Genomic DNA, 16,873 nt, shown 5'->3' on the forward strand with positions numbered 1-16,873 from the left:
GGCCGATATCCAACCGGTATCCCTGCGTACCGCGACCGGTCATCGCCCGGCCGGTCCTGTGTATGACGTGTGACCACCGAGGGCTGATCGCTCCCCGGCCGTTTACCCCTCGTTCTCGCCTGCGAGAACGGCCTCCATCACGTCGATCGCGATCGGGGCGGCCAGGCCGCTGCCGGAGACGTCGTCACGGGCCACGCCCGCGTCCTCGACCACCACGGCCACGGCCACGGGCGAGCCGTCGTCGGTCATCGCGTAGGAGATGAACCAGGCGTAGGGGGTCTCCTCGTTGTTCTCGCCGTGCTGGGCGGTGCCGGTCTTGCCGCCGACGCGGACGCCGCCGAGGTCGCCGGTGTCGATGACGCTCTCGTCGACCATGGTCTCCATGGCGGCCTGGAGCTGCTGGGCCGTGTCCGACGACATCGGCTCGCTCATCTCCTCGGGCTCGTGCTGCTCGATGACGTTCAGGTTGGGGGCGACGAGCCGGTCCACCATGTAGGGCTGCATGAGCGTGCCGTCGTTGGCCACGGCCGCGGCGACCATCGCCATCTGGAGGGGCGTCGCTCGGTTCGACGCCTGGCCGATGCCCGCCTGGGCGTTCTGCGGGCGGTTGTCCTCGGGGTAGGCGCTGGCGTCGGCGCGGACCGGGATGAACTGCTCTTCGTTGTAGCCGAACGCCTCGGCCATCTCGCGCATCTCCTCGTTCCCCAGGCGGTCGCTGAGGTTGGCGAACACGCTGTTGCAGGAGAGCTGGATCGCGGTGCGGATGGTCGCGTCCTCGCACCGGCCGTCGTTCACCTGGTTCCCCAGCTCGACGTTCTCCGTCTCGGGCAGGTAGTACGGCTCGGGGCTGTCGGTCTCGGTGTCCACGTCGTCCACCAGGCCAGCCTCAAGGGCGGCGGCGGCGGTCACGACCTTGAACGTGGAGCCCGGGGGGTAGGTCTCGCGCAGCGCCCTGTTCACCAGGGGCTTGTCCTCGTCCTCGTTGAGCGCGACCCAGGCATCCTCGTCCTCCCCGCCGTTCCCGGCGAAGGACGAGGGGTCGTAGGACGGGGTGGAGGCCATCGCCAGGATCTCGCCCGTGCGCGGGTCGATCGCGGCCACCGCGCCCTTGGAGTCGCCAAGGCCCTCGAACGCGGCGCGCTGGGCGTCGGCGTTGAGCGTCGTCACGACGTTCCCGCCGCGCTGGTCCTCGCCGGTGAACATGTCGACCGTGTTGTTGAAGAAGAGGCGGTCGTCGTCGCCGGTGAGGATCGAGTCGTTCAGGTGCTCGAGCTGGGTCGTGCCGAACGCCTGCGAGGAGTACCCGGTGACCGGGGCCCACATCGGCCCGTCGACCCAGGTGCGCTGGTACCGGAAGTCGGAGTCCTCCGTCTCCTCGGAGCCGGTGATGGGCTCGCCGTCCACGATGATGTCGCCGCGGGGGTTGGCGTACCGCTCGATGTTCACCCGGCGGTTGTGCTCGTCGTTCTGGAGGTCGTCGGCCTGGACGAACTGCACCCAGTTCACCCGGAGGAGCAGGGCCAGGACGAGCAGGCCGCAGAAGACCGCCACCCGGCGCATCGGCTTGTTCATACGCGGACCACCTGAGTCTGTTCTGCGTCGGGGGACGGTGCGGGCGCGGGCGCGGGCCTGCGAGCAGTGTCGCTGATGCGCAGTAGGAGCGCGATAAGGGCCCAGTTCGCGATGACGGACGAACCACCCTGCGCGAGGAACGGCATCGTCATGCCGGTCAGCGGGATGAGGCCCGTGACGCCGCCGGCGACCACGAAGACCTGGATGGCGAAGATGCCGGACAGGCCGACCGCGAGCAGCTTGCCGAACGGGTCGCGCGCGGCGAGCGCGGTGCGCATGCCGCGCTCGATCAGCAGGGCGTACAGGAGGATGACGGCCATCAGCCCGGCCAGGCCCAGCTCCTCGCCGACGGTGGCCAGGATGTAGTCGCTCTTGGCCGCGATGCCGCCGATGAGCCGGGAGTACCCCTGGCCGAGTCCCGAGCCGAACAGGCCGCCCGAGCCGAACGCGTACATGGACTGCGCGGTCTCGGTGACGCCGCCGTTCTCCAGGGCGAGGGGGTTGAGCCAGTTGTCCACGCGCTGTCCGACGTGGGCGTTGGTGCTGGCGACGAACACCGCGCCGCTCGCGGAGAGCAGCAGGCCGAAGATGATCCAGCTGGTGCGCTCGGTGGCGACGTAGAGCATCACGACGAAGATGCCGAAGAACAGCAGCGAGGTGCCCAGGTCGGTCTCGAAGATGAGGATCATCAGACTGATCGCCCAGATGACCAGGATGGGCCCGAGGTCGCGCCCCCGGGGCAGGTAGACGCCCATCACGCGGCGGCTGGCCAGGGCGAGGGCGTCGCGCTTGACCATCAGGTACCCGGCGAAGAACACCGCGATGACGATCTTGGCGAACTCGCCGGGCTGGAGGGAGCCGACGCCGGGGATCTGCACCCAGATCCTGGCGCCGTTGACCGATTCGCCGATGAAGATGGGGGAGGCGAGCAGGATCAGTGCGACGACCATCGAGATATAGGTGTAACGCTGGAGGATCCGGTGGTCCTTGAGGAAGATCAGCACGGCGAGGAAGAGCGCGACGCCCACGGTGGACCAGATCAGCTGGTCCGCGGCCATCGGGCCGCCGAGTGCGGGGGTGGTGATCTCCGGCTCCTGGTCGAGGCGCCAGATCAGCACGAGGCCGAGGCCGTTGAGCAGGGTCGCGATCGGCAGCATCAACGGGTCGGCGTACGGCGCCCAGCGGCGGACCACGAGGTGCGCGGCGCCCGCCATCAGGCCGAGCCCGAGCCCGTAGCCGAGCATGCCCGCGGGGATCTCCTCGTCCTTGGCGAGCCCGACGTTGGCATAGGCGAGGATCGGGATAACCACGGCGAACACGAGCATCGCCAGCTCGGTGTTCCGGCGGCTCGGGAGCCCTCCGGTGGAGACGGTGGTGGTGCTGGTGCTGCTCATATCCGGGTCTCTGCTCGCTGCTGGGCTGGTCAGGGGCGGGCGCGGCGCGTCACGTCGCGCACTGCTGGGCCAACTCCTTCTGCCGGTCCGTCATGGGCGGGACGTCGGCGTTGCCGCCGTCCCCTTCGGCGGGCGGCTCGTTCTCCTGGCCCTGCTCCTGCCCCTCCTCGAGCGGAGGGGCGTCGGGCATGTTCTCGGTGGGATCGGGCTCCGGCTGCTCGGGGGCCTCGCGCTGGCTGGCGAGCAGCTCGCACGCCTCGGCCTGCTCGGCCAGGTCCCTGATGCGGGTCTCGGCCTCGTCCCGGCTGCCCGCGGAGATCGTGCCCTCGACCTGGGAGCGCTGGTAGGCGGGCAGGTACTCGAGGGGGATCTCGGGGTGGTCGCGCTCGACGCTGCTCAGGCTCAGCGGGCCGAGGTCCTGGCTGACGCCCTGGTAGAGCGCGACATGGTCGCCGTTGGCCGCGACGTAGTACTGCGTCTGCGTCCAGCGGTACCCGGCGTAGAGGCCGCCGCCCACGACGGCGAGGGCCAGCACGACGAGGGCGGTCCGCTTCAGGCCGCGGTGGCGCGGGGCAGGGCGCTGGACGTACTCGCCGTCGGCGAACGAGCCGAAGACGCCGGTGGGCGGGCCCGCGACGCCGGGCGCGGGGCCGCCGGGGGCCGGGGGGCGGCCCAGCTCGGCGGCGCGGGACGCGGGCGTCTCGGGGGTGTTGCCGAAGCGCTGGTTCTGCGGCTCGGCGACCGCGCCGACGACCTGGGGCGCGTCGTAGAGCTGGCGGGCGAGGGTGTCGCCCTCCTGCGTGTCCACGTCGAGGACGTCGGCGACGATGCACGTGATGTTGTCGGGGCCGCCGCCGCGCAGGGCCAGCTCGATCAGCTCGCGAACGGTGTCGTCGGGGGCGGCGAACGCGCCGAGCGTGTCGCGCAGGGTGTCCTGGCTGACCACGCCGGACAGGCCGTCGGAGCACAGGAGGTAGCGGTCGCCCGCGCGGACCTCGCGGATGGAGAGGTCGGCGTCGATGTGGTCGGCGCTGCCGAGCGCCCGCATCAGCAGCGAGCGCTGCGGGTGGGTGGTGGCCTCCTCCTCGGTGATCCTGCCCTCGTCGACCAGGCGCTGCACCCACGTGTGGTCCTGGGTGATCTGGCTCAGCTCGCCGCCGCGCAGCAGATACGCGCGGGAGTCGCCGACGTGCACGAGGCCGAGGCGCTGGCCGGTCCAGAGCAGGGCGGTCAGCGTCGTTCCCATGCCGTCGAGGCGCGGGTCGTCCGCGACCATCGTGCGGAGCTTCTCGTTGGCCTGCTGGACGGAGCTGTCGAGGGAGGTGAGGACGTCGGAGCCCGGGATGTCGTCGTCGAGCTGGACGAGGGTGGAGATGACCTCGGAGCTGGCCACCTCGCCCGCGGCCTGGCCACCCATGCCGTCCGCGATGGCGAGCAGCCGTGGACCGGCGTAGCCCGAGTCCTCGTTGTGGTCGCGGATCATGCCGGTGTGGGATCCCGCGGCGAATCTCAGTGTCAGGCTCATGCGCGCCTCGCCCACCCTCCGGTCGTCATAGTGGTCGGCCCTACTTCCGCAGCTCGATGACCGTCTTGCCGATGCGGATCGGCGTGCCGGGCGCGATGGGGACCGGGGTGGTCAGCCGCCCGCGGTCCACGTAGGTGCCGTTGGTCGAACCGAGGTCCTCGACGATCCACTGGCCGTCGCGGTCGGGGTAGATCCGCGCGTGACGGCCCGAGGCGTAGTCGTCGTCCAGCACGATGGTCGAGTCGTGTGCCCGGCCGAGCGTAATGGTCTGGCCCTGGAGGGCGACAGTGGTACCGGCGAGGGAACCTTCGGTGATCACGAGCTTGGTGGGTGCGCCGCGGCGCTGGCGGCCGCGGGGCGCGGGCTGCTGCGGGCGGCGCTGCTGCGGCGCCTGGTCGGGCCGCCTGGCCGCGGCGCGCTGGGTGACGCGGGTGCCGAACAGGTCGCTGCGGATCACCTGGACGGCCACGATGACGAACAGCCACAGGACGGCCAGGAACCCCAGCCTCATGACCGTCAGGGTCAGCTCTGACATTGCCCCCCGCTTACCCTTCGGCTTGCCGGTAGATGACTGTGGTGCTGCCCACGACGATCCGTGAGCCGTCGCGGAGCGTAGCGCGTTTGGTGTGCTGCCCGTCCACCACGATGCCGTTCGTGGAGCCGAGGTCGCGCACGGTCGCGGGGTCCGTGGCCTGGATCTCGCAGTGCCGCCGCGAGACGCCGGGGTCGTCGATGCGCACGTCGGCCTCGGTGGAACGCCCGATGACCAGGCTCGGACGCGACATCTGGTGGCGCGTGCCGTTGATCTCGACCCAGCGGCGGACGTGTCCGAACGCGGGCTGGCCGTGGCCGCCGAAGGGCGCGGCGCCGCCGGGGGGGCGGGGCGGGGCGTTCGGCGGGAGGGGAGGGGCGCCCGCGGGCCGCGCGGGCGATGGCGCGCTCGGCGGGAAGCCGCCGGGGGGCGAGGGGGCGCCGTAGGGCTGGCCCGCGCCGTATCCCTGCTGGCCCGCCGAGGTCGAGGCGGCGAGGGTGCGGCTGCGCACGCGGTAGAGGCCGGTGTCGAGGGACTCGGACTTCTCCAGGTGGACCTTGATGTCGCCCATGAACGTGTAGCGCTGCTGCTTGGCGTACTCCCTGACCATCCCTGCCAGCTCGTCGCCGAGCTGCCCGGCGTAGGGCGCGAGGCGCTGGTAGTCGCCGGCGCTCAGCTCGACGATGAAGTCGTTGGGGACGACGGTCCGTTCGCGGTTCCAGATGGTGGCGTTGTTGTCGCACTCCCGCTGGAGCGCGCCGGCGATCTCGACCGGCTGCACCTCGGACTTGAAGACTTTGGCGAAGGTGCCGTTGACGAGGCCCTCCAGCCGCTGCTCGAAGCGCTTCAGTACTCCCATGTGCACCTCCTTCTCCGGTGGTCCGGCGCGCGGCTGAAGTGGTAAGGCTTACTGATCGTATCCACGCGCGAGACGATCAGGTGGTTCCCGTCCAGGCACCGGTCTCCCCCCGGATCGTAAGGGGGGAGCATGAAACAGTGTCGCGCATCTGGGGAGGGAATGCGGAGGGGCTGGGGGGAGCGGACAGGGGGCCCGCAAAGGCGGGTGAGGGCACCACCGCGCGCGTGTTAGCCTTCTGGATGTCGGCAGCCGCCCCGGCCCCACGGGCCAGGGACAGGCGCTCGGCGGTGCACAGGCGCGGGTGGCGGAATAGGCAGACGCGCTGGATTCAGGTTCCAGTGCCCGAAAGGGCGTGGGGGTTCAACTCCCCCCTCGCGCACCGAGAGACGGCGATGAGCGGGTCTCCCCGGTAGGTAATGGCCTCCGGCGGGGCCCGCTTTAGCGTGTTGGGGCACCCTTGTGACGTTCATCGCATTGATCCGTAAATCGCAGAATGGCTTTTTGTGCCCGGTGCGTGCGCGTTTGCGTGATTTCCGATTTGTTTTCTGTCATGGTTTTCTCCGCCTGCCAGAAGCGGCCTGAAGGGTGAGTCATGCGCTCTGACCTGCGGCGACGCGTGCCGAAAACCGTAATGCACCTGGTCCAGCCGGTCGATGGGGGCGTGGCCAGGGTGGTGACCGATCTTGTGCGCGCGCAGACCACGAACGGAATGCGCGCTGTCGTCGCGTGCCCCTCGGGCGGCTGGCTCGAACGTGCCGCGGCCGCGGCCGGTGCCGAGGTGCGGCTGTGGCTCGCCGAGCGCGGGCCAGGGCTCAACCTCCCCTGGGAGGCGGCCTGCGCCGCCCGCGTCATCCGCCGCGCGCGCCCCGACGTGGTGCACCTGCACAGCGCCAAGGCCGGTCTCGCCGGGCGCCTTGCGCTGCGCGGGCGGCTGCCCACCGTCTTCCAGCCGCACGCCTGGTCGTTCGAGGCGGTGGGGCAGCCTGGCGACCGGCTGGCGGCGGGGTGGGAGCGGTTCGGGGCGCGGTGGGCGCACCGCGTGCTGTGCGTCAGCGAGGCGGAGCGGGCGCGCGGCGAGCGGGCCGGGGTCGCGGCGCGCTGGGCGGTGATCCCCAACGGCGTTGATCTGGAACGTTTTTCACCGGCCGGGGGCGTGGCGAGGCGGCAGGCGCGCGCCGCGCTCGCGGCCGTGCACGCCCTGCCGCAGCGGGCGCCGCTCGTGGTGTGCGTGGGGCGGCTGTGCCACCAGAAGGGCCAGGACACCCTGCTGCGGGCCTGGCCCTGGGTGACCGCGCGGCTGCCGGAGGCGCGCCTCGCGCTGGTGGGCGAGGGGCCCGAGGGCAACGCGCTGCGGTCCGCGGCCCCGCCGAGCGCGCTGTTCGCGGGGCACTCCGACGACATCAAGCCCTGGTACGCGGCGGCGGACGTCGTCGTGCTGCCGTCCCGCTGGGAGGGCATGGCGCTCGCGCCGCTCGAGGCGATGGCCGCGGGGCGGCCCGTCGTGCTGACGGACGTCGGCGGGGCGCGCGAGACGCTGCCGCCTGGCCACGCGCCGCACTGCCTGGTGCCGCCCGACGACCCGGCCGCGCTCGGCGCCGCGCTCGCCGCGCTGCTCGGGGACGCCGAGCGGTGCCGGGTGCTTGGCGAGCAGGCGGCGGCGCACGCGCGGGGCGCCCACGACGTGCGCCGGGCGGCCGACGCCTGCGGGCGGCTGTACCTGGAACTGCTGAACGGCGAGGACCCGGGCCCCGAGGCGGCCCCCGAGGCGAGGGAGTTCAGCGCGCCATGACGGCCGAACGTGGGATGGTGCTGGCCCCGCCCGCGGGGATCGGGGTGGTCGCGCCGCGCTCTCCGGCGCGGGGCGGCGCGCGGCCCGGGACATGGCGGGCGTGGCGTGCGCGCGGGCGTGGGGCGGGGGCGCTCGCGCCGGTGTGCGCGGATGTGGCGGCCGCCGCCGCGGTTGCGGGGCCGCACGGGGCGGCGGGGCTGATCGTCCTCGCGGCGCTGCTCGCCCTGCACACGGCAGGGGGCCTCTACCAGCGGGGCGCCGTGCCGTTGACCGGGGCGCTCGACGAGCTGCCGCGGCTGCTCGGGCACACCGCCGTCGCCTGGTGCGTGGCCGCGGCGCTCGCGCCAGGGGCGCGCCCCGGCGTGGCCGCGCTCGTGGGCCTGGTGGCGGCCCAGACGGTCCTCGCGGGGGCGGCGCGCGGGCTGGTGCACCGGGCCGGGCGGCGGGCGGCGCTGCGGCGGCCGAGGCCCGCCCTCGTGGTGGGAACGGGCCCCGCGGGGGAGCGGGTGGCGGCCGTGCTGGCCCAGCACCCGGAGTACGGCATGCGGCCCGTGGGCCTCGTAGGGCCTGTGCCGCGGCGGCTGCCGGAGATCGCGCCGCTGCCCGTGGTCACCTCGCACCGGGACGTCACGCGGGCGATCGTCAGATACGCCGTGCGGGACGCGGTGTTCGCGGGGGCGCCCGACGAGGCGCTGGTCCGGCTGTTCTGGTCGCGCGGGTGCGCGGTCTGGCTCGTGGCGGCCGACCCCGCGGACGCGGCGGGGGCGACGGGGCACCTGTGGGGGTTCGGCTGCCGCCGCCTCGACCCGCCGAAGCGGCGGGGGCGGCGCGGGGCGCGGCGGGGCAAGCGCGCGCTCGACGTGGTGCTCGCGTGTGGCGCGCTCGCCGCGGCCGCGCCGGTGCTCGCGCTGTGCGCGCTGGCCGTCAGGGTCGCGGACGGGCCAGGGGTGATCTTCCGTCAGGAGCGCGTGGGCGAGGACGGGCGGCCCTTCACCATGTACAAGTTCCGCACGCTGCGGCCCGCGGACGAGCGCGAGGCGGCGACGCGGTGGAGCGTCGCGGGCGACCGCGCGATGTCGCGCGTGGGGCGGCTGCTGCGGCGCAGCGGCCTCGACGAGCTGCCGCAGCTGTGGAACGTCCTGCGCGGCGACATGAGCCTGGTGGGCCCCCGGCCCGAGCGCCCGCACTTCGTCGAGCGGTTCACGGCCCTGTACCCGGGCTATGCGGACCGGCACAGGATGCCCGTGGGGCTCACCGGGCTCGCGCAGGTCAGCGGGCTGCGCGGGGACACGTCGATCGAGGACAGGACGCGGTTCGACAACCTCTACATCGAGACGTGGTCGCTCTGGCAGGACGTGCGGATCATGCTGCGCACGACGGCCGTGTGCCTGCGGCTCGGGGGCAGCTGATGGGCGCGCTCGCAGCCGTTCCCGCGCTTGCCGCGCCGCCGCCCGCCCAGGGGCCGCGCCCCGGGGCGCGCACGCGGGCGCGCGCCCTGCTCAGACCGGCGCCCGCCGTGCTGACCGTGCTGCTGCTCGCGCTCCCAGGGGACCGGTGGACGGTCGCCGGAGGCCAGGTCGCGCCCGCGGACGTGGCCTCGCTCGGGCTGCTCGTGTGCTGCGGCGTGCTGCTCGCGCGCGGTGAGAGGCCACGGGTGAGCGGCCGGGCCGCCGCCGTGCTGGCCGCGCCCGCCGTGGCGTTCGCCGTCGCCACCGCCGCGTCGGGGGACCCGCTCGCCGGGCTGCCCGGGTTCGCGCGGCTCCTCCAGGTCTTCGTCCTGGTGCCGCTCGCCGTGCTGATCCTGCTGCGCGACCGGCGCGACGCCAGGGTGCTCGCCTGGGCGCTCGTCGCGCTCGCGCTGGTCCAGGGCGCGGTGGGCGTGGCGCAGCACCTCACGAGGACCGGGGCGTCGTATCTCGGCCAGGACGTCCGCGCGGTGGGCACGTTCGGGCCGCTCAACGTCATGAGCATGGCCACCGTCGTCTCGTTCGGCCTCGTCGCGGCGGTCTGCCTGGCGCTCGCGCCGCCCCGCCACCTCGGGCGCGCGTGGCGGTGGGCCGCGCTCGGGTGCGCGGCGGGACTCGCGGCGCCGCTCGCGTTCTCCTTCAGCAGGGGCGCGTGGCTGGCCACGGGCGCCGCGGTGGTGAGCGTGGTGGTGAGCGTCGTGGTGGCCGCCGGGCTGCGGATCGCCCGGCGCGCGCTGCTGCTCGCGCTGCTCGGCGGCGCGGTGCTCGCGGGCGGGGTGGCGTTCGGCTCGGGGATGGTGGGCGAGCGCCTTGGCAGCATCGGCGAGGTGACGGGCAGCCCCGACCAGTCGGTGATCGACCGGTACGCCATGTGGGACGCGGCGCTCTCGATGTGGCGGCAGGAGCCCTGGACCGGGACCGGGCCCCGGGGGTTCGCCGAACACCGGGACGCGCACGCGTCGTTGGCGCTCTCGTCCGGCAGCGACACCGGGGGCGCGGGGCACGGCTTCGTGCGGCAGGAGCTCGAGTCGCCGCACAACATGTACCTGCTGGTCGCGGGGGAGCACGGGCTGCTTGGTGTGGCCGCGCTCGGGGGCGGCTCGGCGGTGCTGCTCGTCGGGTGCATCGGCGCGCTGCGGGCGGCGCGCGCCCCCGATGTGGGGCTGGTCGCGACGGGGCTGCTGGTGTGGACCCTGGCCAACTTCCTCTACGCGGACATCGGCGGGCCGACGACCGTGCTGACGGCGTTGGCGTTCGGGCTCGCGGCGTGGTGGGCGTTTGCGCCGGGGGCGCGCGCCGAAGGGCGGGGCGCGCGGTGACGGCGGAGGCGCCCGCGCCCGCTCCGGCGCGCGAGGGGCGGGGTGCGCGGGGCGCGCGCGCCGAGCGCTTCGTGGCCAGGGCCGCCACAGCGACGGCCGCGCTCACGGCCGCAGGGGCGCTCGGCGGGCTGCTGCGCGACCAGATCATCGCGACGCTGTTCGGCGCGGACGGGGCGACGGACGCGTTCCTCGTCTCCTGGACCGTGCCCGAGGTGGCGGCCACGCTGCTCATCGAGGAGGCGATGGCGCTCGTGCTCGTGCCCGCGTTCGCGTGCGCGCTGGCCACGGGCGGGCGCGGCGCGGTGCGGGCGCTGGTCACGGCGACGTTCCCGCGGCTGCTGTGCGGCCTCGCGGTGGCCTGCGCGGCGCTCGTGGCGGGCGCCCCGCTCCTGGTGCGCGCCCTCGCGCCCGGGCTCGCCGACCCGGCGCTCGCGGTGGACTGCACACGCCTGACGGCCGTGACGCTTCTCACATTCGGCGTGGCCGGGTATCTCAGCGCCGCGCTGCGGGCGCACCGCAGCTTCCTGCCGCCCGCCGCGATCTACCTCGCCTACAACGCCGGGATCGTCGCCACCGCGCTCCTGCTGCACCGGCAGTGGGGGATGCGGGCGGCGGCGGCCGGGGTGGCGCTCGGCGGGCTGCTGATGGTGCTGGTGCAACTGCCGTTCTTCGTGCGCAGGCTGCGCGGACCCGGCGAAGGCGCCGCTCCCGGGCCGCGGGCCGCTCCAGGCCCTGGCGCCGCGCGCGTGGCCGGGCTCACGGGCTTCGCGGTCATCGCCCCGGTCGCGCTCTTCGCGCTGGCCAGGCAGGCGCAGGTCTTTGTCGAGCGCGCCCTCGCGTCCGGGCTGCCGCCCGGCGCGATCTCGCACCTCAACTACGCCCAGAAGGTCGCCCAGTTGCCCATGGTGCTCGCCATGATGATCTGCACCGTCACGCTGCCGCTCGTGGCGCGCGCGGTGGCCGAGGGCGACCTCGCGCGCGCCCGGGAGCGCGTGGAGCGTGACGTGGTGCTCGCCGGGGTTGTGGCGCTGCTGGGCGGCGCGTATGTGGTCGCGTACGCCCCCCAGATCGTCGCGTTGCTGTTCGAGCGGGGGGCGTTCGACGCGGAGGCCACCGCCGCCACGGCCTCGGTCATGCGCGTGTACGCGCTCGGGCTGCTGGGGCACACCCTGACCGGGGCGCTGATCAGGCCGTTCTTCTCGGCGGGGCGGCCGACGTGGTTCCCGGTGGCCGCGATGGCCCCCGGGCTGCTCGTGACGGCGGTGGGCGGGCTCGCGCTCGTCGGCCCGTTCGGTGCCCCCGGCATCGCCGCGGCCAACGCCACCGGGATCAGCGTGACCGCGCTGCTCCTGCTGCGCGGCCTGGCCCGCCGCACCATCCCCGTCGACGCGCCGCTGCTGCTCGGACGCCTGGCGCGGCTCGGCGCCGCCGCGCTGGCCGCCGCCGCGGCGGGCTGGGGCGCGGGCGCGCTCACCGGGGGCGGCCCGCTGGCCGCGCTCGCGCTCGGCTGCCCGCTGGTCCCCGCCGCCTTCGTCGCGGCCGCGCTCGCGCTGCGCGCGCCAGGGGCCTGGCTCGTCGCCTCCGCCGCCCTGCGCCGCCTCACAGGCGGCAACTCCCAGGTGAACGCCACGACTTCGCCGATGCCGGACCCCCCACCCCGTACCCGCACCCCAAGCGAAGGATGATCCATGCCCGCCGATGCCGCCCGCGGCCCGCTGTGGCTGCTGATGTACCACTCCGTCGCCTACACATCGCCCGACCCCTACCGCATCACCGTCACCCCCGACCGGCTGCACCAGCAGCTCGGCTGGCTGCGCCGCCGCGGGCTGCGCGGCGTCTCGGTGGGCGAGCTGCTGAGGGCGCGCGCCGCGGGGCGGGCCGCGCACCTCGTGGGGCTGACGTTCGACGACGGCTACCGCGACTTCCTCGACACCGCGGTGCCGCTGCTGCGCGGCCACGGCGCCACCGCCACCGTGTTCGTGCTCCCGGGGCGGCTGCACGGCAGCAACGCGTGGGACGCCGAGGGGCCGCGCAAGCGGCTGCTCGACGCCGACGGCATCCGCGAGGCCGCCGCCGCGGGCATGGAGGTCGGCTCGCACGGCATGACGCACGAGACGCTGCGCGGCGCCGCGCCCCAGGTGCTCGAGCGCGAAGTCGCGGACAGTCGCGCGGCGTTGGAGGACCTGCTCGGCGCGCCCGTGCCCGGCTTCTGCTATCCCTACGGGAGCGTGGACCGGCGCGCGATCGAGGCGGTGCGCGCCGCGGGGTACGCGTACGCGTGCGCCGTGGATCCGGGGCGCCTGACGGGGCAGTTCGCGCTCCCCCGGATCCATGTGGGCGAGCGAGACTCGGCGCGGCGCCTGCGGCTCAAGCAGCTGCTGCTCCCCGTGCGCCGCCGCTCCCTGCCCGCCCTGTCCGCCCCCGCCGCTCCCCCGGCCACGGCGGCGCTGTGAGACGGGCGCTGCACATCATCACGGGCCTTGGCGTCGGCGGTGCGGAGCGCCAACTGCGCGCCCTGCTACGGAGGTTGCCGCTGCCCTGCGACGTGGTGACGCTGACGGAGCCAGGGCAGGTCGCCACCGAGCTCGTCGCCGACGGCGTGCGCGTCGCCCACCTGGGGATGCGCGGCAACCGCGACATGACCGCGCTCCCCCGCCTCGCGCGGCTCATCCGCGGGGGGCGTTACGACGTCGTCCACACGCACCTGTACCGGGCCTGCGTCTACGGCCGCGTCGCGGCGCGCATGGCCGGGGTGCGCGCGGTGGTGGCGACGGAGCACTCGCTGGGCGCGCGGCGCATCGAGGGGCGCCCGCTGACCCCGTCCACGCGGGCGCTCTATCTGGCGACGGAGCGCGTCGGCTCCGCGACCGTGGCCGTGTCGCACACGGTCGCCCGTCGCCTGGCGGACTGGGGCGTGCCGCCGCGGCGGATCCATCTGGTGCCCAACGGGATCGAGCCCGCCCACTTCCGCTTCGACCCGGGGGCGCGCGCCGTCGCACGCGCCCGGCTCGGGCTGCCCGACAACGCGCTTGTGGTGGGCGGGGTGGGGCGCCTTGTGGCGGGGAAACGGTTCGGCGCGCTCGTGCGCGCGGTGGCCGCGCTGCCGGACGACGTGTGGCTCGTGCTGGCGGGCGAGGGTCCCGAACGCGCCGCGCTGCGCGGCCTCGCCGCCCGGCTCGGCGCCGGGCGGCGCGTGGTGCTCGCCGGGGCGTGCCCCGATGTGCGGGGGCTGCTCGGGGCGTTGGACGTGCTGGTGTCGCCGTCCCGCGAGGAGACGTTCGGGCTCGCGGTGCTCGAGGGCCTGGCGGCCGGGCTTCCCGTGCTCTACGCGGCCTGCCCCGCGGTCGACGAGCTGCCGGAGGGGGCGGCGCCTGGCGCCCGGCGCGTGGCGTCGGACCCCGACGCCATCGCGGCGGCGCTGCGGGACGAACGGGCGTGGGGCGCACGGCGGTTGCCCGTGCCGGAGGCGCTCGGGCGCTACGGGATGGAACGGGTGGCGCGGCGGCTGATGGACGTCTACCGAGGGGTGTGCGCGCGATGAGGCGCCCTGATGCCGCGGGCGTGCGGCGCGCGGCGGGTGCGGCCTGGCGCCGGATGCCCGCGTGGGCGCCGCTGCTGCTCGGCGCCACGCTCGGCCTGGTGTGCGGGACATGGCACGCCGCGCTGGCCGAGCGGGAGTTCGCGGCCGAGGGCTATGTGCAGGTCACGGCGGCGGAAGGGGACGCGATCGGGGTCGCCCAGGCATACGGCCGGATGGCCACGGGCGGCGCGGTGCTCTCGGCCGCGGCCGAGAGCGCGGGGGTGGCCGCGGGGCGGCTGGCCGACCGGGTCAGGGCGGCGACATCGCCGGACGCGCCGATGATCGAGATCACGGGAACGGGCCCGAACGGCGCGGCGGCGGCGCGCGCGGCCAACGCGGTCGCCGGGGCGCTGGTCGACCTGGCCGGTCCCGGCACGCGCCTCACCCAGGTGCTGCCCGCCGCTCCCCCGGCCACCCCGATCGCCCCGGTGCCGCCGCTCTCGATTGCCCTCGGCGTGTGCGCGGGCGCGGTGGCGGGCGGGGCCGCCTCGCTGGTGCGCCGCGGCGAAACCGCCCGTTCCGAGCCGGGGTCAGGCGCCGCGCTGGGCGCCGCCGTTGACCTGGATGATCTGCGAGGTGACATGGCTCGCGGCGTGTGACGCGAGCCAGTGGGCGGTCTGCGCCACATCGCCAGGGGTGCCCGCGCGGCCGTTCAGCGTCTCGGAGATCAGGCGCTCGCGGCGGGCCTCGGTCATCGCGCCGCCGAAGAACTCGGTGTCCTCGATCAGCCCCGGCGCGATGACGTTGACCGTGACGCCGCGCGGCCCGAGGGCGCGCGCGAGGTCGTGGGCGTAGGGGTGCAGAGCCGCCTTGGCCGCCCCGTAGGAGCCGTTGCCCGAGCCGCGGTAGGCGGCGATCGAGCTGATGAACAGCACGCGCCCGCCAGGCGACGCCAGCCGGTCGCGCAGGGCCTCGGTCAGCAGGACGGCGGTGAGGACGTTGCTCCTGAAGCTCACCGTCCAGTCGTGCGCGACGGCGGCGACCGGGTCGTCGGGGTCGGGCGGGCCCGGCTCCAGGGTGCCGTTGCCGCCCGCCGAGTTGACCAGGACGTCCACCGTGCCGAAACGTTCGCCGATCCCGGCCGCGAGCCGCGCCACGTCGGCGGGCTCGGCGAGGTCACCTGGCAGCGCCACCGCGCCATCGATCCCCTCCGCCGCCCGCTCGACGACCTCGGCCCTGCGCCCGATGAGCACCGGGGTGTCGCCGTCCCTCGCGAAACACCGCGCGGTGGCGAGCCCCATGCCGGTGCCGCCCCCGCCGATGACCACAACGCGTCCTGCCATGCCAGGAACCTAGCGCCTCACAGGGGCGCCTGCCAGGTCAGCTCGGTGCCTCGCCCGCCGAGCCCCTGGCCGAGGACGGCGAAGCCGCCGAGGGCTTCGGCGCGCTCCCTGACGTTGCGCAGGCCGCTGCACCGGGAGTCGCCCTCGGGGACGCCGACCCCGTCGTCCGCGACCGTGAGCCGCACGGCGCGCGCGCCGTCGGCGAGCCGGGCGGTGACGTCGACGACCACCTCGACGCGGGAGGCGCCCGCGTGCCGGGCGACGTTGGACAGGCCCTCGCGCAGGGCGGCGACCAGGTGGCGGGCGGTCTCCTCGCCGACCGCCGAGTCCACGGGCCCGGTGAAGGCGGCCGATGGCCGGAAGCCGAGGGCGGCCGCCGCGGTGCTCGTCTCGCGCAGCACGCGGGCCCGCAGCCCGGTCGGCGGCCGGTCGTCGGGGTGCTCGGGGTGCTGGTGCAGGCCGAAGATGGCGGTGCGGATCTCCTCAACGGTGGCGTCGAGTTCGCCGGCGGCCTCGTCGATGCGGTCGCGCACGTCGGCCGACTCGGGCGGCACGCGGCGCCCCGCGCTCTGAAGCGTCAGGCCGATCGCGAACAGCCGCTGGATCACCAGGTCGTGCAGGTCGCGCGCGATGCGGTCGCGGTCCTCGAAGACGGCGAGCTGTTCGCGGTCGCGGCGGGCCGTCGCCAGCACGAGGGCGAGCGCGGCCTGCTGGGCGAACTGCGTGGCCAGCGCGCGCTCGGGCACGGAGTACGGCGGGGAGCCGGGGGCGCGGGTCAGGGAGAGTGCGCCGAGCGCGGCGCCGTTGCTCGCCAGCGGGAGCAGCATGCGGGCCGGGGCGTCCACGAAGACGGGCTCGCCGCCCAGGACCCGCAGGGCGGCGGGGTCGTCGGGCGGCAGGGTCGTGCGAAGCAGGCGGGGCGCGGCGGTGCCCGAGGCGGCGACGACCTCAAGGCCGCCGTTCCTGTCGGGTTCGAGCACCGCCGCCTCGGCCGCGCCCGCGAGGCGCCTGGCCTGCTCGGCGACGACGGCCAGCGCGTTGTCCTCGTCGGCGGCCAGCAGGGACGTGGACAGCTCAAGGCTGCCGTCCATCCAGCGGGCCTGCTGGCGCACGGCCTCAAGGAGGCGGGCGGTGCCGATGGCGATGCCCGCCTCGTTGGCGAGGAAGCGCAGCAGGGCGCGGTCGTCCGACGTGAACGCGGCGCCGGGGGAGCCGGTGGCGACCTGGAGGGCGCCGAACGTCGCGCCGTGCGCCAGGACGGGGACGCACAGCGTGCCGGGCGGCCCGGGGGCGGGGCGGCCGCCGTCGCACAGCGCGCGGGCGAGGCGGGCAACCTCGGGCGGCCGTCCTGGGCCCGCGGCGTGGGTGATCAGATGGGCGAGGCCGTCGCCGGTCTCATTCAGCACGGCGAGGGCGGCATAGGGCGCCTCGGTCAGCTCGGCGGCGGTGCGCACGATGCGGGTCAGGACGTGCTCGGGGTCGGGATCGGTCTCCTGGTCGGCGCCCAGGGACTCCATGGCCTTGAGCAGCCGGGGCATCTGCCGCATGACAGCG

Annotated in this window: 14 protein-coding genes and 1 tRNA gene; 8 read left to right on the top strand and 7 right to left on the bottom strand. The window is 75.1% G+C overall.

Annotated features, from left to right (window positions below):
• Nucleotides 1-102 precede the first annotated feature (102 nt).
• From DEH69_RS27810 to DEH69_RS27830, 5 genes are read right to left on the bottom strand one after another with little or no spacing between them, the layout of a single operon-like run.
• Entirely contained in the window at nt 103-1,572 is a 1,470-nt protein-coding gene (locus DEH69_RS27810) for a penicillin-binding transpeptidase domain-containing protein (protein ID WP_113689740.1), read from the bottom strand.
• Complete coding sequence (locus DEH69_RS27815) at nt 1,569-2,966, bottom strand: FtsW/RodA/SpoVE family cell cycle protein (protein WP_113689741.1); 1,398 nt, start codon at nt 2,964-2,966, stop codon at nt 1,569-1,571. Before DEH69_RS27815 ends, DEH69_RS27810 begins: the two co-directional genes overlap by 4 nt.
• Nucleotides 2,967-3,015: 49 nt before the next feature.
• Nucleotides 3,016-4,491 (bottom strand): PP2C family serine/threonine-protein phosphatase, encoded by a 1,476-nt coding sequence (locus DEH69_RS27820; protein WP_113689828.1) that lies wholly within the window; start codon nt 4,489-4,491, stop codon nt 3,016-3,018.
• 40 nt (nt 4,492-4,531) lie between these two features.
• On the bottom strand, nt 4,532-5,026 hold the full coding sequence (locus tag DEH69_RS27825; RefSeq protein WP_113689742.1) for an FHA domain-containing protein: 495 nt from the start codon (nt 5,024-5,026) through the stop codon (nt 4,532-4,534).
• A 10-nt stretch (nt 5,027-5,036) separates the two neighbouring features.
• Nucleotides 5,037-5,882, bottom strand: coding sequence for a DUF3662 and FHA domain-containing protein (locus DEH69_RS27830; protein ID WP_113689743.1), 846 nt, complete (start codon nt 5,880-5,882; stop codon nt 5,037-5,039).
• Nucleotides 5,883-6,177: 295 nt separating this feature from the next.
• On the opposite strand from DEH69_RS27830, the gene DEH69_RS27835 reads away from it, so the two are divergent.
• The 8 genes from DEH69_RS27835 (at nt 6,178) to DEH69_RS27870 (ending at nt 14,635) form a co-directional block, all read left to right on the top strand.
• Nucleotides 6,178-6,261, top strand: a tRNA-Leu gene (locus tag DEH69_RS27835).
• 252 nt (nt 6,262-6,513) lie between these two features.
• Nucleotides 6,514-7,671: a glycosyltransferase gene (locus tag DEH69_RS27840; protein WP_258535024.1), complete on the top strand. Its 1,158-nt coding sequence runs from the start codon at nt 6,514-6,516 to the stop codon at nt 7,669-7,671.
• Entirely contained in the window at nt 7,668-9,080 is a 1,413-nt protein-coding gene (locus DEH69_RS27845; RefSeq protein ID WP_113689745.1) for an exopolysaccharide biosynthesis polyprenyl glycosylphosphotransferase, read from the top strand. The genes DEH69_RS27840 and DEH69_RS27845 overlap by 4 nt, the downstream gene beginning before the upstream one ends.
• Entirely contained in the window at nt 9,080-10,456 is a 1,377-nt protein-coding gene (locus tag DEH69_RS27850; protein ID WP_113689746.1) for an O-antigen ligase, read from the top strand. The genes DEH69_RS27845 and DEH69_RS27850 overlap by 1 nt, the downstream gene beginning before the upstream one ends.
• Nucleotides 10,453-12,141, top strand: coding sequence for a lipid II flippase MurJ (locus tag DEH69_RS27855; protein ID WP_258535008.1), 1,689 nt, complete (start codon nt 10,453-10,455; stop codon nt 12,139-12,141). Before DEH69_RS27850 ends, DEH69_RS27855 begins: the two co-directional genes overlap by 4 nt.
• A gap of 3 nt (nt 12,142-12,144) precedes the next feature.
• Nucleotides 12,145-12,909, top strand: a complete 765-nt coding sequence (locus DEH69_RS27860) for a polysaccharide deacetylase family protein (RefSeq protein WP_258535009.1) — start codon at nt 12,145-12,147, stop codon at nt 12,907-12,909.
• Nucleotides 12,906-13,997 (top strand): glycosyltransferase, encoded by a 1,092-nt coding sequence (locus DEH69_RS27865; RefSeq protein ID WP_113689748.1) that lies wholly within the window; start codon nt 12,906-12,908, stop codon nt 13,995-13,997. The genes DEH69_RS27860 and DEH69_RS27865 overlap by 4 nt, the downstream gene beginning before the upstream one ends.
• Nucleotides 13,994-14,635, top strand: a complete 642-nt coding sequence (locus DEH69_RS27870) for a lipopolysaccharide biosynthesis protein (protein ID WP_147255887.1) — start codon at nt 13,994-13,996, stop codon at nt 14,633-14,635. Before DEH69_RS27865 ends, DEH69_RS27870 begins: the two co-directional genes overlap by 4 nt.
• Here DEH69_RS27870 and DEH69_RS27875 read toward each other — a convergent pair.
• The gene (locus DEH69_RS27875) at nt 14,567-15,319 is read right to left on the bottom strand and encodes an SDR family NAD(P)-dependent oxidoreductase (RefSeq protein WP_113689750.1); all 753 of its coding nucleotides are present in this window, start codon (nt 15,317-15,319) and stop codon (nt 14,567-14,569) included. The two genes, DEH69_RS27870 and DEH69_RS27875, sit on opposite strands and share 69 nt — an antisense overlap.
• A gap of 17 nt (nt 15,320-15,336) precedes the next feature.
• Entirely contained in the window at nt 15,337-16,866 is a 1,530-nt protein-coding gene (locus tag DEH69_RS27880) for a GAF domain-containing sensor histidine kinase (protein WP_113689751.1), read from the bottom strand.
• Between the last annotated feature and the right edge of the window lie 7 nt (nt 16,867-16,873).

The sequence above is a fragment of the Streptomyces sp. PT12 genome, assembly GCF_003311645.1.
Taxonomy (GTDB): Bacteria; Actinomycetota; Actinomycetes; order Streptomycetales; family Streptomycetaceae; genus Streptomyces.

Coding starts and splice junctions, on each gene's coding strand:
- DEH69_RS27810 (WP_113689740.1), bottom strand. CDS start 1,572: ATGAACAAGCCGATGCGCCGGGTGGCGGTCTTCTGCGGCCTGCTCGTC.
- DEH69_RS27815 (WP_113689741.1), bottom strand. CDS start 2,966: ATGAGCAGCACCAGCACCACCACCGTCTCCACCGGAGGGCTCCCGAGC.
- DEH69_RS27820 (WP_113689828.1), bottom strand. CDS start 4,491: ATGAGCCTGACACTGAGATTCGCCGCGGGATCCCACACCGGCATGATC.
- DEH69_RS27825 (WP_113689742.1), bottom strand. CDS start 5,026: ATGTCAGAGCTGACCCTGACGGTCATGAGGCTGGGGTTCCTGGCCGTC.
- DEH69_RS27830 (WP_113689743.1), bottom strand. CDS start 5,882: ATGGGAGTACTGAAGCGCTTCGAGCAGCGGCTGGAGGGCCTCGTCAAC.
- DEH69_RS27840 (WP_258535024.1), top strand. CDS start 6,514: ATGCACCTGGTCCAGCCGGTCGATGGGGGCGTGGCCAGGGTGGTGACC.
- DEH69_RS27845 (WP_113689745.1), top strand. CDS start 7,668: ATGACGGCCGAACGTGGGATGGTGCTGGCCCCGCCCGCGGGGATCGGG.
- DEH69_RS27850 (WP_113689746.1), top strand. CDS start 9,080: ATGGGCGCGCTCGCAGCCGTTCCCGCGCTTGCCGCGCCGCCGCCCGCC.
- DEH69_RS27860 (WP_258535009.1), top strand. CDS start 12,145: ATGCCCGCCGATGCCGCCCGCGGCCCGCTGTGGCTGCTGATGTACCAC.
- DEH69_RS27870 (WP_147255887.1), top strand. CDS start 13,994: ATGAGGCGCCCTGATGCCGCGGGCGTGCGGCGCGCGGCGGGTGCGGCC.
- DEH69_RS27875 (WP_113689750.1), bottom strand. CDS start 15,319: ATGGCAGGACGCGTTGTGGTCATCGGCGGGGGCGGCACCGGCATGGGG.
- DEH69_RS27880 (WP_113689751.1), bottom strand. CDS start 16,866: ATGCGGCAGATGCCCCGGCTGCTCAAGGCCATGGAGTCCCTGGGCGCC.